Source organism: Methylobacillus sp. MM3 (assembly GCF_001645185.1).
Taxonomy (GTDB): domain Bacteria; phylum Pseudomonadota; class Gammaproteobacteria; order Burkholderiales; family Methylophilaceae; genus MM2.
Genome location: NZ_LXTQ01000001.1, coordinates 278,358 through 292,653, shown reverse-complemented (window position 1 = coordinate 292,653; position 14,296 = coordinate 278,358). Strand labels below are relative to the sequence as shown.

The 14,296-nt window shown below is 56.0% G+C and carries 11 protein-coding genes; 8 read left to right on the top strand and 3 right to left on the bottom strand.

Going from position 1 to position 14,296, the window contains the following annotated elements:
- Positions 1–24: 24 nt before the first annotated feature.
- Entirely contained in the window at positions 25–879 is an 855-nt protein-coding gene (gene motA / locus A7976_RS01375; protein ID WP_067106023.1) for a flagellar motor stator protein MotA, read from the bottom strand.
- A 207-nt stretch (positions 880–1,086) separates the two neighbouring features.
- Here motA and A7976_RS01370 point away from each other — a divergent pair, with 207 nt between their 5' ends.
- The 7 genes from A7976_RS01370 (at position 1,087) to A7976_RS01340 (ending at position 11,063) form a co-directional block, all read left to right on the top strand.
- Positions 1,087–1,899, top strand: a complete 813-nt coding sequence (locus A7976_RS01370; protein ID WP_067106021.1) for a pentapeptide repeat-containing protein — start codon at positions 1,087–1,089, stop codon at positions 1,897–1,899.
- Positions 1,900–1,927: 28 nt separating this feature from the next.
- Positions 1,928–4,306, top strand: a complete 2,379-nt coding sequence (gene ppsA / locus A7976_RS01365; protein WP_067106019.1) for a phosphoenolpyruvate synthase — start codon at positions 1,928–1,930, stop codon at positions 4,304–4,306.
- A gap of 37 nt (positions 4,307–4,343) precedes the next feature.
- Positions 4,344–5,525: a phospholipase A gene (locus A7976_RS01360; protein ID WP_067106017.1), complete on the top strand. Its 1,182-nt coding sequence runs from the start codon at positions 4,344–4,346 to the stop codon at positions 5,523–5,525.
- Between the two features lie 32 nt (positions 5,526–5,557).
- Entirely contained in the window at positions 5,558–6,532 is a 975-nt protein-coding gene (gene miaA, locus A7976_RS01355; protein WP_082877917.1) for a tRNA (adenosine(37)-N6)-dimethylallyltransferase MiaA, read from the top strand.
- 83 nt (positions 6,533–6,615) lie between these two features.
- Complete coding sequence (locus A7976_RS01350) at positions 6,616–8,139, top strand: adenylate/guanylate cyclase domain-containing protein (RefSeq protein WP_082877916.1); 1,524 nt, start codon at positions 6,616–6,618, stop codon at positions 8,137–8,139.
- A gap of 123 nt (positions 8,140–8,262) precedes the next feature.
- The gene (locus A7976_RS01345) at positions 8,263–9,303 is read left to right on the top strand and encodes an extracellular solute-binding protein (RefSeq protein ID WP_067106011.1); all 1,041 of its coding nucleotides are present in this window, start codon (positions 8,263–8,265) and stop codon (positions 9,301–9,303) included.
- A gap of 5 nt (positions 9,304–9,308) precedes the next feature.
- The gene (locus A7976_RS01340) at positions 9,309–11,063 is read left to right on the top strand and encodes a diguanylate cyclase domain-containing protein (RefSeq protein WP_067106009.1); all 1,755 of its coding nucleotides are present in this window, start codon (positions 9,309–9,311) and stop codon (positions 11,061–11,063) included.
- 13 nt (positions 11,064–11,076) lie between these two features.
- On the opposite strand, the gene dapC is transcribed toward A7976_RS01340, so the two are convergent.
- Positions 11,077–12,252: a succinyldiaminopimelate transaminase gene (dapC, locus tag A7976_RS01335; RefSeq protein WP_067106008.1), complete on the bottom strand. Its 1,176-nt coding sequence runs from the start codon at positions 12,250–12,252 to the stop codon at positions 11,077–11,079.
- Here dapC and A7976_RS01330 point away from each other — a divergent pair.
- Complete coding sequence (locus A7976_RS01330; RefSeq protein ID WP_067106006.1) at positions 12,251–13,165, top strand: DMT family transporter; 915 nt, start codon at positions 12,251–12,253, stop codon at positions 13,163–13,165. The two genes, dapC and A7976_RS01330, sit on opposite strands and share 2 nt — an antisense overlap.
- 14 nt (positions 13,166–13,179) lie before the next feature.
- Here A7976_RS01330 and A7976_RS01325 read toward each other — a convergent pair whose 3' ends face one another.
- Positions 13,180–14,271 carry a PilT/PilU family type 4a pilus ATPase gene (locus tag A7976_RS01325; RefSeq protein ID WP_067106004.1) on the bottom strand — a complete coding sequence of 364 codons (1,092 nt, stop codon included), beginning with the start codon at positions 14,269–14,271 and terminating at the stop codon, positions 13,180–13,182.
- Positions 14,272–14,296: the final 25 nt, after the last annotated feature.

Genomic DNA, 14,296 nt, shown 5'->3' with positions numbered 1-14,296 from the left:
ACCTGTGAAAAGTATAAGGAAGTGTTATTTCTTCTGCTTGACGTGTTCTTCAAGCTCAAGGAAGCCGGGGCGTACTCCGGAAGGCAGGACTTTCCGGCCGAACTCGACGGCAACCTGCGGTGCGTAGCCGTTAAGGTAAGCAATGATGCAGGTCTTGATGCAACTGTAGTACTTGGCTTCCTCTTCCGCTCGATGGTTAAGTGCGGTTCCAATCGGTCCAACCATCCCGTAAGCCAGAAGAATACCCAGCATGGTCCCTACCAGAGCCGCGCCGACATTGCGACCGAGTTCTTCCGGCGGGCCGCCGATGGCGCCCATGGTGATCACCACCCCCAACACCGCCGCGATAATACCGAAGGCCGGCAACGCGTCTGCCGCACCTTGTACGGCGCCGATAGGCTTGTGCACGTCTTCATGATGGGTTTCCATTTCGACATCCATCAGATTTTCGATTTCGAAGGCGTTCATGCTGCCGCCGACCATCAGCCGGAAATAATCGCAGATGAAGTCGAGCACGTGATGATTCGAGGTAACGCCCGGATACTGGCTGAAAATGGGGCTGGAATCGGGGTTTTCGATGTCGGCTTCCAGCGCGATGAGGCCGTCCTTGCGAATTTTTGTGAATAAAGCGTACATCAGTGCCAGCAGCTCCATGTACTTGGTCTTGTTGTACGAGGAACCTTTCAGCAAGCTGAGAACCGAAGCAAAGGCCTTTTTGATGATGGGGAGGGGGTGAGCAATAAAAAATGCTCCAAACGCGCCGCCGCCGATAATAAGAAGTTCAGTGGGCTGATACAGGGCTCCCAGTTGACCGTGGTGCATTACATAACCACCCAGAACGCAACCAAACAGGATGATAATGCCGACGATCAAATTCATTTATGGGGCCCTTGCTGGTTATTGGCATAGAACGTAAGAATGGCTGGATTCTCCAATGAATTGCCCACTACTGCAACCCTAATCCCTTATTTTCATTTGGGGTAGGCATGTCCCTACATTAGGTATAAAAGTTGATACCATTAGGCAAGCTTGTCCCATGAGGCTAGGAAATCTTCTTGAGTATGCCAACATTATGATGTCATTCCGATGGAAATATACCGTCTTTGGTATTTAAAACAAGGCGATAAAGTTAGCGGGCCATTTCCTGAGTCGCTGATTTGCCGTTTCATCATTCTGGGCCGTATCAGCGAGCAGGATGAGGTGAGCCAGGATGGCCGCTATTGGCAATTGGCCGACGACGTTCCTGAGCTGGCCGCCGGGGTGCGGAACATGCTGCAATTGAAGGGTGGTGCCAAGGAAGCGGACCCCGAGTGGACCGAGGAAAGAGCCAAGGCTGTGTTGCGCTGGCTGGATGATCGCAAGTCGCCCGACCCTCGCGCCGCCAAGCCCGTTATCGTCTTGCCGGAGGGCCAGGATAACCGTGCCGGCCATGATCGTCGGCAGGCCCCCGAAACCATGGAGCAGCATGCGTATCGCGAATGGCGCGGCGAATTCGATACCTGGCTGCGCCAGCATGGGCAGCGCTATGGTTTCGTCTGGCTGTCCATCGGCATATTTATCGGGATTGCCATATTGTTTCTGCTGTTTTACCAGCCGGTTACTCCGATCAAGGTCGGGCTGCAGATAAAAGCCAGCGATTGCGAGGCGCCCGCAAGCAAGGGCGTCAACTGGAGCGGGTGCATGAAAGACGATACGCTGCTGGTCGGTGCCGATCTGAACGGTGCAGAGCTCGTCGGCACCAGTTTCAAGGGAACAAACCTGAGCCATGCTGATTTGCGGCGGGCCAACCTGACACAGGCCAGACTCGAGGGTGCGGATTTGACGGGGGCGCAGCTTGGCGAAGCGGTATGGACGGATGGCAGGATGTGCGCGGCGGATTCGATAGGCCGATGCAAATAATACAAACTTTTTTGTAAGGAGCAGTTACATGGAGCACGTCCTTTGGTTCGAGCAGATACGTCTCGACGATTTGCCGCGCGTGGGCGGCAAGAATGCATCGCTGGGGGAGATGTATCAAACGCTGACCGGACGCGGCGTCAAGATTCCCAACGGATTTGCGCTGACCGCCGAGGCTTATTGGCATTTCATCGACAAGAGCAACCTGCGCGACCGGATGCGTATGCTGTTATCGCGGGTCAATAGCCAGAGCGATGTGCGTACTTTGCAGGAAACCGGCGAAAGCCTGCGCGAATTGCTGCTGGGGGCCCCTTTGCCCGAAGACCTCGAAAAGGCGGTTCTCGCGGCTTATGCCAGGCTGAGCGCCGATTACGGGCGCAAGGATGTCGACGTTGCCGTGCGCAGCTCGGCGACAGCGGAAGACTTGCCTAACGCCAGTTTCGCCGGTCAGCAGGAAACCTTTCTTAATATCAATGGCGAGGCCCAACTGCTGCATGCAGTGAAGGAGTGCTATGCCTCGCTCTTTACCGATCGTGCGATTTCCTACCGCAATGCCAACGGCTTTGACCACATGGATGTGGCGCTGTCCATTGGTGTGCAGAAAATGGTGCGCTCCGATCTGGCAACTTCCGGTGTGATGTTCTCCATCGATACCGAAAGCGGATTCAAGGACGTGGTGCTCATCAACGCCGCCTATGGTCTGGGCGAACCCCTCGTGCAGGGCAGTGTGACGCCTGACGAATTCCTGGTATTCAAGCCAACGCTGACCAATGGCTTTCATCCCATCCTGAAAAAGAAGCTGGGCGAAAAAGCCACGCGCATGATCTACGAACACGGCGGCAAGACGGCGACGGTGTCTGTCGATCCTGCCTTGCGCGACCGGTTCAGCATCAGTGATGAAGAGGTGCTCCAATTGGCGCGTTACGCGATCATTATCGAAGAGCATTACTCCCAGCTGCATGGCGGCTGGACGCCGATGGACATGGAGTGGGCCAAGGATGGCGAGACCGGTGAGCTGTTCATTGTGCAGGCGCGGCCGGAGACGATCCACGGGCAAAACAATGGCCTGACATACACGGAGTACAGGCTCGAGAAGCGCGGCAAGATTCTGCTGACCGGCACCGCCGTTGGCGAAAAGATTTCTTCCGGGCGCACCAGGGTCATACGGTCGGTCGCGGACATCAACCAATTCGTGGCTGGCGACATTCTTGTCACCGAGCGCACTGATCCGGACTGGGAACCGATCATGCGCAAGTCCAAGGGCATCATCACCGACCAGGGCGGGCGCACCTGCCACGCGGCCATCGTTTCGCGTGAGCTCGGCGTGCCGGCCATCGTCGGCACCGGCGATGGTTCGCACCGCTTGGCGGACGGCATGCCCATCACGATGAACTGCGCCGAGGGCGAGCAGGGCATCGTGTACGAAGGCGCGTTGCCGTTCGAGGTGCAAACCTTCAATCTGGACAAACTGCCGCAGCCGCCGGTTAAGGTCATGATGAATGTGGCCGACCCCGCGCAGGCGCTGGCACTGGCCAAGATTCCCAACCAGGGCGTAGGTCTCGCGCGCATGGAGTTCATCATCAACCACGACATCGCCATTCACCCGATGGCGCTGGTCGATTACGAGCACCTGCGCGACCACCGTCTCAAGCATGCCATCGAAGAGCAGACGCACGGCTACCAGGACAAGCGCGAGTACTTTATCGACAAGCTGTCACGCGGCATTGCCACCATCGGCGCGGCGTTTTATCCGAATGACGTGATCGTGCGCATGAGCGATTTCAAAACCAACGAATATGCCAATCTCCTGGGTGGGCAACACTATGAGCCCAGCGAAGAAAACCCGATGCTGGGCTTTCGCGGTGCTTCCCGCTATTCGCATCCGCGGTACAAGCCGGCTTTCGGTCTCGAATGCGCAGCCATCAAGCGCGTGCGCGACGGCATGGGGCTGACCAACGTCAAGATGATGATTCCTTTCTGCCGCACGATTGCAGAAGGGGAAAAGGTGTTGGAGACCATGGCGGAATTCGGCCTCAAGCGCGGAGAGAACGGGTTGGAGGTGTACGTGATGTGCGAGATCCCCAGCAACGTGATTCTTGCTGAGGAGTTCGCCGAGATTTTCGACGGATTCTCCATCGGCTCCAACGACCTTACGCAACTGACGCTAGGCCTTGATCGCGATTCCGAAATCGTCGCGCCGATTTTCGACGAGCGTAATCCGGCGGTGAAGGCATTGATTTCGCAGGTGATACGCGCGGCCAGGAAGAAAGGCCGCAAGATCGGGATTTGCGGCCAGGCGCCGAGCGATTACCCGGAGTTCGCGGAGTTTCTGGTCAGGGAGGGCATCGACAGTATTTCCCTCAATCCGGACAGCGTGATCAAGACCATGCTGCATCTGGAAAAACTCTAGCGCAAAAAGACACCCTAAGAGATAAAAGGAGCTTTACATGAAAAACCTCGTCAGGGTGTCGCTTGTGTTTCTGTTGTATGCCATACCGTTGCCGGTTCTGGCGGCGGATTCGGGAGGATGGCTCATTGCCAGCCAGTCCGAATCGATCAGGACGGGCCAGACAGTCGAGTTGCAGGTGATTCGGCCTTCGGAGAAATCAATATGGCCAGCTGTGCTGCATCTACGGCTGATTACCGCCAACGGGTCGGAGGTCCGATTTCCTCTGGCAGCCGCGGCCGATGCGCCGGCGGGCAGTTTGCGGCGGCTATATAGCGGCAAGCTGGATGCGGAGGTTACGGGCATCGTGCGGGTGGAGCTTGTGGATGTTGAATCAAACCGGCTTGCGCTGGTAACCTCCGAATCCACAGTCACGCTGGAACCGCTGACAGCGACTCAGCCGATCAATCTGGCACCCAGGCTTGGCGAGTCGGAGGGTGAGGCAACCGCACAGCAGACCGTGGTGTTGGAGGATGCCGAATTGCCCGCGTTGTCCGTCAACGAGCCCATGTATTTTCTGATGGGAGGAGAGGGCGACGCGCGCTTTCAGCTCAGCTTCAACTATCGCCTCTTTTCGCCCGACGGTGCGATCGTCAAACTGGCGCCATTTCTGAAGGGCATGTATTTCGGCTATACCCAGAATTCGTTCTGGGATCTGGGGGAAGACTCCAAGCCATTTCGCGATACTAGCTATCGCCCTTCGCTGTTCTGGCAGGGAAAACTCGAAGGCCGGGAGTGGATGCCGCAAACCTGGAAGGCGGGATATGAACACGAATCCAACGGCCGGGAAGATGAGGACTCGCGCAGCATCGACACCCTGTTTTTCGAACCGAGATGGCAGAAGAAGTTTGCCGATGGCAGTGTGCTGAGCTTCAATCCACGCATCCGGGCCTATCTCGACAAGGAAGAGAACCCCGACATCCAGCGTTATCGCGGCTTCGTGAATTGGGCTGCTCAATACGGCCGGGATGATGGCTGGAAATTCACCGCAAATTATCTGCAGGGTACGGCAGGCTACGCGACGGCACAGATCGATGCCTCCTACCCGCTGGGCACGGAGGTGTTCTCCAATATCGGCAGCTTCATCCACTTCCAGTACTTTTCCGGATATGGAGAAACGCTGCTGAATTACAACGACCGTAAAAGCGATCAATTTCGTATCGGAATTTCCATCGTGCGTTAAACTTTCGCGTTTTCATAAACGCGTTTGCATCGATGAGCTCCGCCACCCCTATAGTTAGCCCCGATCAGTTACCGCCTGCGATTTTCCTGATGGGCCCGACCGCCAGCGGTAAAACGGGCTTGGCGGTAGAGCTTGCCCAACGCTTTCCTGTTGAACTGATCAGTGTCGATTCGGCGCTGGTGTATCGGGACATGAATATCGGCACCGCCAAGCCGGACGCCGCAACTCTTGCGCGTGCGCCGCACCATCTCATCGACATTATTTCTCCGACCGAGGCTTATTCCGCAGCTCAATTTTGCAATGACGCGCTGCGCTTGATGGCGGATATTACCGCGCGCGGCAAAGTCCCTCTGCTGGTAGGCGGGACGATGCTGTATTTCAAGGCGCTGGAAGGAGGGCTGAGCGACTTGCCTCAGGCCGATCCTGAACTGCGTAAACAGTTGGAAGAGCAAGCGGAAATACACGGATGGCCTGCGCTCCATTTTGAACTGTCCAAAATTGACCCTGAAGCAGCGGCTCGCCTTGAGCCTGCTGACGCACAGCGCATACAGCGCGCTCTTGAAGTGTACAAATTGACCGGCGTGCCGATGTCGCAGCACTTTTCCAAAACTATCGGGCAACCGTCGCTTCCATATCGCTTGATGAAGCTGGCGCTGTTGCCATCGGATCGCGCAGTCCTGCATGCGCGTATCGCGGATCGGTTCGAAGCCATGCTGAAGCAAGGGCTGGTAGATGAAGTCAGGCACTTGCGCAAAACATATTCCTTAAGTCTGTCCATGCCTTCCATGCGCTGTGTCGGTTATCGGCAAGTCTGGGAGTTTACTGAAGGTAATTTAGACAGTACAGAGCTAAGAGAGAAAGGCATTGCCGCCACTAGGCAGCTAGCCAAACGCCAGATGACTTGGTTAAGAAGCATGAGGGAGGTTAATTATTTGGACTGTATATCTAAGGATTTAACAGGCCGCGCGTCGGATTTGGTCGGGCAGTTTCTGGCTCGCAAGAAATAGACTATTAATTTATAAATAGCTATTGATTTTTAAATCTGTTCAGATATGATTTGAACTGTCTTTGTTAATTGGACAGTCTAATAATGCTGACCAGTCTGGAATTGCTAGAAGCTGCCGGGATATCCCGGGCAACGCTTAATAACTACATCTCCCTGGGCCTGTTACCCAGGCCGGTAGTGAAGAATCCTGGCGCGGAGGCCATGACTCGGGCGCGGCAAATCGGCTATTTCCCCGACGATGCGGTTTCACGCATCGCTCAAATCCAGAAACTCAAAAAACAGGGCCTGCAAATGACGGAGATTGCACGTCGCCTGCAGGCCGAAAATCCGCAGTCCGCGATGGCGGCACCCGAGGATCTTGCGGCACAGTCATCAGGCGAAAGGCGTGAATCCGCGCCGGAGCCGATGCGCAGCGTGCCGGGCATGGCCGGAAACCAGCGATTCACCATCGATCAGATTCCTTTTCCGGCCTACATGGTGAACTACAACTTTGAAATCACCTGGTACAACGATGATGCGCGCAATGAATTGCTGGGCGGCTTTGAGCGGCTTCCCAGCGATATCAAGGAGCGCAACGCGCTGGTTTATTTGCTGAAGGGCATGTACGGGAGCGCGGCGGCCAATCGCGAGGCGTTGGTACAGATCCACCTGATGCTGGGGCGCGGGCGGCTGACGCGCAATGATTTGATGGGGTTCTTGACGCAGCAGGCACAAACGCTGGCATCTTCTTCCCAATCGCAGGCGGACGTTTATCCGACCGGCTCGCTGGTCAAACTGCCCTTGTCGCTGCAAGCCCCCTCCGGCGAGCGCGTCGAATATTCCGTCCATGCATCGTATTACCGCGAAGGGATACTCTTCGTGTATGCCCCCGCGCTGGGAGACGACAACTTGCTTGGCCTGCTCGAGCGCCGTGACGAAGTCATCCGCAATCTGCTGAAAAGGCGTCTGCCGGTACTGACCGATGTCGCGGTGCTGGTGGCGGACCTGCAGAATTCCGTGCGTATCTGTACCGAGTTGCCAGCGGACGAGTATTTCGAGCTGATCAACGAAATCTGGGCGACCATGGAGCCGATTTTTCGCAAGTATTACGGTACTCACGGCAAGCACGTCGGCGACGGCATGGTGTATTACTTCCTCCCGCAGCCCGATTGCAACTACATTCTCAATGCGTTGACCTGCGCTCAGGAAATCAAGGAGGCCATGCGTCGCATCAGCAAGGAATGGCAATTGCGCAAGAACTGGACGCACGAGCTTTACCTGAACACAGGCATCAACGAGGGGCTGGAATGGCTGGGCGTGTTCCATGTTGATACCAAGGTCGAATTCACGGTGCTGGGAGATACCATCAACCATACCGCGCGCCTCAGCGATTTTGCGCGCAGCGGCGCGATATGGGCGACCAAGAACCTGCTGGGCAAGCTATCCGCGGAACAACGCAAACGTGTCAAGTTTGGCATCCGCCGCAAGAACGAGGACGGTTTCGAAGTGATGGTCGATTCCAGCTATTCGCGCATCATGGAACTGATCGATCTCAGCATGCCGCATAACGAAAAACTGCATGATGTTGCTGCGATGGCGATTACCGAAATCATCGATCTTGCTTCGTAAGATCTCGTAATCGTTCATATTATTGCCAGTCTTTTGGCCTGACAGCGCGCCATTCCGCTATCGGCGTCGCAAAAAAATCTGTTATTGTCACTTCTTGCGTTCCGCATACCGGTAAAGGTGGTGATGAACTTTCAGCTTCATTGGCGGCTTATCTGCGTGCTGTTTATTTCCATTGGTTGCATGTATCCATCGCTGGCTGGTGCGCGCGAGAAACTGCGTGTCATAGCCTGGGACGGTTACGCGGACCCGGAGATAGTAGAGGCTTTCGAAAAGCGCTACCAGGTCGATGTGGATGTCATCCTGGTCAATTCCGACGATGATCTGTGGGAAAAAATCAATAGGAACAACGCTGCCGACTATGATGTGTTTGCCGTCAATACGGCAGAGCTGCAGCGTTATATCGATCGCGGTCTGAGCGTACCCTTCAATCTGGAAAATCTTCCGAATCGCGCACATCAGCTGGAACGTTTCAAGAATCTTTCCGCCATACCGGGCGTGATGCACCAGGGAAAAGTTTACGCGATTCCGTATACCTATTCCGACATGGGGCTGATTTACGATCGAAAGAAGGTCAAGGAAATACCGCGCTCGATATCTACACTCTGGGATCCGGCATACCGCGGCCGCGTCCTGGCGTATAACGGCAGCAGTCACAATTTTACGATTGCCGCGATGCAGACCGGCGCACCCGATCCATTCAGTCTGGACAAGAACGGGTTCGCGCTCGCCACCAGAAAACTGATTGCCTTGCGCCGGAATGTCCTGACGTTTTATTCCTCCCCGCAAGAGGTCGTGAAGCTGTTTACCGAAAACGATATTGTGCTGGTCTATGCCAATTACGGATCGCAGCAATTAAAAGCCTTGCGCGATGAAGGTGCCGATGTCGGCTACGCGATCCCACAGGAGGGCGCGCTGGCTTGGCTGGATTGCTGGGCCATGACACGTGGCAGCCGTAATCGCAAGCTTGCAGAGGCTTGGGTCAATTACACGCTGGAAAAAAGCGTCAGTGAACGCCTTTCCAGAGTTCATGGGCTCGCCAACACGATTACGCGATTCCCCGGTCATGGTGAGGACAAGATTATCTGGCTGGAGCCGGTGGAGGATTCCTCCAAGCGCAAACAGCTATGGGATCGCATTCTGTCCGGCGATAGTTTCCTGGAGTAAATCGGATGCGACTGAGCGTAGGCTTCAAGATCGGGTTCTGGCTGGCGCTGCTGGGAACATTCGCGACTGGCCTGATGGGTTTTTACGCGTATACGCAAAGTCGTGAGATGCTGATTGCATCGTCCCAGGACAAATTGCTCACCGCCACCAGGGTGTTGGCCTTGCGCTTCAGTCACTCGGTGAATGCCGTGGCCAGCGACGTACGCTTTCTTTCATCCTTGTCCGCGCTCAAGCAACTGACTGCCAATCGTTCCGATCCGAAACTCTCGGCCATCTATCGGAAGCAGTTGGAAGATGTCATGACCAGCGTGCTGGAGGCGCATCCCGAGTATTTCCAGGTTCGGTTGATCGGTGCCGCCGATTACGGCCGGGAGCTTGTACGCGTCGACAAGGTTGAGAATGGCGTCATCGTCGTCCCTGAAAGCGATTTGCAGGAAAAAGGGCATTTCCCTTATTTTTTCAAGACGATAAAACTATCACCGGGCGAGTTTTATATTTCCAGAATCAACCTCAACAAGGAGCAGGGCTCGCATGCGGGGCAGGGCCAGCCGACGTTGAGGATCGCCACGCCCGTGCAAACTGCGGACGGTTCGATTTTCGGCGTCGTTGTCGTCAATGTTGATCTGAACAGTCTGTTCAGTTTCATTCGCAAGGATATTCCTGCCGATATCAATGTGGTGCTGACCAATCAGGAGGGCGATTATATGGTCCACCCGGTTGCCGCCAAGAACTTCGGCTTCGACAAGGGGGTGCGTTACCGCATCCAGGAGGATATTGCCGAGCTATCGCCCATGCTGGAGCGCGATAACCAGGACTCCATGGTGTTGAATACCGCTAACGTCGTATCGCCCGCCAGCGCATCCGTGGCCGCTTTCGTGAAAGTGCCATTTGTTTCGCATGCGGAACATCGTTTCGTTGTCATCGGCTTGCTGACACCCTTGCAGAAGGTGCTGGAAGAAAGCCGGGCGCTGGGCATGAACATTATCCGCATTACCCTGCTTTTCATTCTGCTGGCGCTTGGCATTTCGTTCGTGTTGGCACGCTATCTTTCGCGACCGCTGAACTCCATGGCCAAGGCCGTGCAGAGATTTGCCGCGGGCGAACCCATGACCGGACTTCCTGTCGATCGCAATGACGAAATCGGCTATCTCGCCAACAGCTTTGAAAGCATGGCCTCCAGGCTGAGTGCGCGCGTGGACGAATTGAAGAGCAAGCAGCAATTTCTCGGTAATCTCGCATATCACGATCATCTGACGGGCCTCCCTAACCGATTGCTGTTCCTGGACCGCCTGAAACAGACGTTTATCAAGGCCCAGCGTAACCGCACCCGCTTCGCCGTCATGTTCATCGATCTGGATAAATTCAAGGAGATCAACGATACGCACGGCCATGCCGTAGGGGATGAGGTGCTCAAGATCGCGGCATTGCGCATGCAGGACTGCATTCGCCATGCGGACACGCTGGCGCGCCTGGCCGGGGACGAATTCACGATCCTGCTCGAAGACCTCAATTCGCCTTCCGACCCGGCGCGAATTGCGCAAAAAATCATTGCTTATTTCGAGCAGCCGTTTGTCGTCGAAGAACGAGAACTGTTCATGACATGCAGCATTGGAATCAGCATCTATCCCCAGGATGGGAAGGATGTGGATACCTTGTTGAGCAGTGCCGATGCTGCAATGTATGAGGCCAAGGAGCAGGGGCGGAACGACTTCCGGTTTTATTCGGACAATACAGCCGAAAGCCGTCAGGGAAGGTCTTAGAAATAGTCCCGCCTTAAAGCGCTTGCATGCGCTTTGCCGCCTCCAGGCATTCATTCAATGACGCGACCAGCGCAATACGCACGAATCCTGAACCGGGGTTGGCGCCATGCGCTTCGCGTGCAAGAAAACTTCCCGGCAGCACGGTGACATTGCATTCGTGATGGAGGCGCACCGCAAACTCGGTATCCGATTCCTTCGTGCGCGCCCAGAAATAAAACGCGGCATCCGGCATGTCTACTTCCAGCACATTCTTCAGCAGCGGCAGCACTGCATCAAATTTCTCGCGATAGAGACGGCGGTTTTCCTGCACGTGGACTTCGTCCTTCCATGCGGCCGCGCTCGCGGCCTGCACGGCAGGGTTCATCGCGCAGCCATGGTAGGTGCGATAGAGCAGGAATTTTTCGAGAATGGTGGCATCACCGGCAACGAAGCCCGAGCGCATGCCCGGCACATTGGAGCGCTTGGACAGGCTGCTGAACATCACCAGGTTGGTATAGTCGCGCCCCAGTTTGTGCGCGGCCTGCAAGGCGCCCAGCGGCGGGTTGGCTTCATCGAAATAGATTTCCGAATAGCATTCGTCGGAAGCAATGACAAAACCGTACTTGTCGGCCAGCGCAAAGACTTCGCGCCAGTCGTCAAGACTCATCACTTTGCCTGTTGGGTTGCCGGGCGAGCACACGTAGAGCAATTGCGTGCGTTGCCACACTGCTTCGGGAACGGAGTCATAATCCATGCGGAAACCGCTTTCCGGCAGGGTGTTAAGGTAATACGGCTCGGCTCCGGCCAGCAGGGCCGCGCCTTCGTAAATCTGGTAAAACGGATTCGGGCTGACGACGACCGGGTTGGTGCGTGCATCGACCACCGCCTGCGCGAAGGCGAACAGCGCTTCGCGGCTGCCGTTGACCGGAACGATTTCCTTGTCGATATGCAGGGCGGGAATACCGTAGCGGCGCGTTAGCCAATCCGAAATCGCTCCGCGCAATTCGGCACTGCCCAAAGTCGTGGGATAATTCGCCAGCCCGGCGAGGTTATCCGTCAGCGCGGTCTTGATCAGGGCCGGTGTCGCATGTTTTGGCTCTCCGATGGAAAGGTTGATCGCGCCGAGGTTCGGATTCGGCTGGACGCCCACAAACAGGTCGCGCAGTTTCTGGAACGGGTAGGGATGGAGTTTTTCGAGATTGGAATTCATGGTGGGCATTATAAAAGATTCCGCAACAAAACATCCGGCGTTAGCAACCTTCGGCCTGCTATTCGGTGCGACCATCTGGGGCGTCATCTGGTATCCATACCGTTTGCTGGAAGAGGCCGGCGTTTCCGGCGCTTACGCCAGCCTGCTGACCTATGCCGCCGCATTGCTGCTGGGCGGCCTGTTGTTCGCCTCCCGCTGGCGCGACCTGTTCCGTTCGCCGGGTACGTTGCTGCTGCTGTCGCTGGCTGCCGGCTGGACCAATTTGAGCTATGTGCTGGCGGTGATCGATGGCGAAGTGATGCGGGTAATGTTGTTGTTCTATCTCTCGCCGTTGTGGACACTGCTATTGGCGCGCGTGCTGCTGCATGAACACGCCGGCAGGCGTGGCCTGCTGGTGATCGGTTTTTCGTTGAGCGGTGCATTTACCATGCTGTGGGATCCGGCGCAGGGCTTTCCCTTGCCGCGCGACATTCCCGAATGGCTGGCGCTTTCATCCGGTATGGGTTTTTCGCTGACCAATGTACTCACGCGGCGCGCAACCCATTTGTCCCTGCCTGAGAAGTCCATCGCGGTCTGGGGCGGCGTCACCTTGCTGGCTTTGCTGTTTTTACCGTTCACGAGTGCGCCGCTGCCCGGTGCCATGGAAATTCCACTCGCCTACTGGATGCTCATGCTGGGGCTGGCAATCGCGCTTGCCGTGACCACCTTGCTGGTGCAGTACGGCGTCACGCATACGCTGGCGACGCGTGCAGCGGTGATTTTCCTGTTCGAACTGGTCGTGGCGGCGGTATTTTCTTATCTGGTCGCGAACGAGGCGCTGAGCGTGCGGGAAATGATAGGCGGCGCGATGATCGTCGCTGCGACGTTTTTCGCGCCGTCTGGCGGTGAATCTGCGCCTCCTCGCAATGACTGAGGAAACGCTAGCTCTTACTCGAAGCCGGACCGCGCGCCTTCTGCCGTCAGGCGTATCTTGAGCGAGAGATCGTTGCGGGAATCCGCATTGCGCAGCGCGTCGTCGTCGGTGATTTTTCCTGCGCTGTAAAGCCTGAACAGCGATTGGTCGAAAGTGCCCATGCCGATGTCGTTGTTGTCGGCCATGACTTCCTTGATTTCTTCCGTCTTGCCCTTCTGGATCAGGTCGGCGATGTAAGGGATATTGATCAGCACTTCCATCGCGGCCACGCGTTTCGTTTGTGTTCCGGGCACCAGACGTTGGGAGATGATGCCGATCAAATTGAGCGCCAGCCCCAGCATGATGGACTGTTTGCCGTCCGGCGGAAAAAACGACAGGATACGCTCGATGGCCTGGTTGGCGTTATTGGCATGCAGCGTCGCCAGACACAGGTGACCGGTTTCAGCGTAGGTCACGGCATGTTTCATGGTATCCATATCGCGGATTTCACCGATCAGGATCACGTCGGGTGCCTGACGCATCGCGTTTTTCAATCCGTTGTCGAAAGACTTGGTGTCAATGCCGATTTCGCGCTGGTCAACAATCGATTTCTTGTGGTTGTGGATGAATTCGATCGGGTCTTCCAGCGTCAGGATATGGCCAGCCTCGGTTTCATTGCGATGATCGATCATCGCGGCCAGTGTCGTGGATTTGCCGGACCCCGTGGCGCCTACGACCAGGATCAGGCCGCGGCGGCGCGTGATCAGGTCCTTCAGCACGGGCGGCAGGCCCAGCGATTCCAGGGTAGGGATATTGGTGATGATGTGGCGGATCACCATGGAGATCTCGCCGCGCTGCTTGAACACATTGACGCGGAAGCGGCCCACGCCTTTCACCCCCATGGCGAAATTCATCTCGAAAGCTTCTTCGAACTCATGAATCTGTTTTTCGCTCATCAATGACCAGGCGATTTCCTTGACCATGCCGGGGGTCATGGTCTGGCTATTGACGGGCATGGTGCGGCCCTCGATATTGATATTGATCGGTGCCCCCGTGCTGAAGAACAGGTCGGAACCGCCTTTTTCGACCATGAATTTGAGGATGGGGGTGATATCGAGAGCAGCCATGTTTTTTCCTTCCTAGTTTTGGGGC

Bases quoted from the DNA above. Each gene is read 5' to 3' on its own strand.
- motA (WP_067106023.1), bottom strand. From the start codon at position 879: ATGAATTTGATCGTCGGCATTATCATCCTGTTTGGTTGCGTTCTGGGT.
- A7976_RS01370 (WP_067106021.1), top strand. From the start codon at position 1,087: ATGGAAATATACCGTCTTTGGTATTTAAAACAAGGCGATAAAGTTAGC.
- ppsA (WP_067106019.1), top strand. From the start codon at position 1,928: ATGGAGCACGTCCTTTGGTTCGAGCAGATACGTCTCGACGATTTGCCG.
- A7976_RS01360 (WP_067106017.1), top strand. From the start codon at position 4,344: ATGAAAAACCTCGTCAGGGTGTCGCTTGTGTTTCTGTTGTATGCCATA.
- miaA (WP_082877917.1), top strand. From the start codon at position 5,558: ATGAGCTCCGCCACCCCTATAGTTAGCCCCGATCAGTTACCGCCTGCG.
- A7976_RS01350 (WP_082877916.1), top strand. From the start codon at position 6,616: ATGCTGACCAGTCTGGAATTGCTAGAAGCTGCCGGGATATCCCGGGCA.
- A7976_RS01345 (WP_067106011.1), top strand. From the start codon at position 8,263: ATGAACTTTCAGCTTCATTGGCGGCTTATCTGCGTGCTGTTTATTTCC.
- A7976_RS01340 (WP_067106009.1), top strand. From the start codon at position 9,309: ATGCGACTGAGCGTAGGCTTCAAGATCGGGTTCTGGCTGGCGCTGCTG.
- A7976_RS01330 (WP_067106006.1), top strand. From the start codon at position 12,251: ATGGTGGGCATTATAAAAGATTCCGCAACAAAACATCCGGCGTTAGCA.
- dapC (WP_067106008.1), bottom strand. From the start codon at position 12,252: ATGAATTCCAATCTCGAAAAACTCCATCCCTACCCGTTCCAGAAACTG.
- A7976_RS01325 (WP_067106004.1), bottom strand. From the start codon at position 14,271: ATGGCTGCTCTCGATATCACCCCCATCCTCAAATTCATGGTCGAAAAA.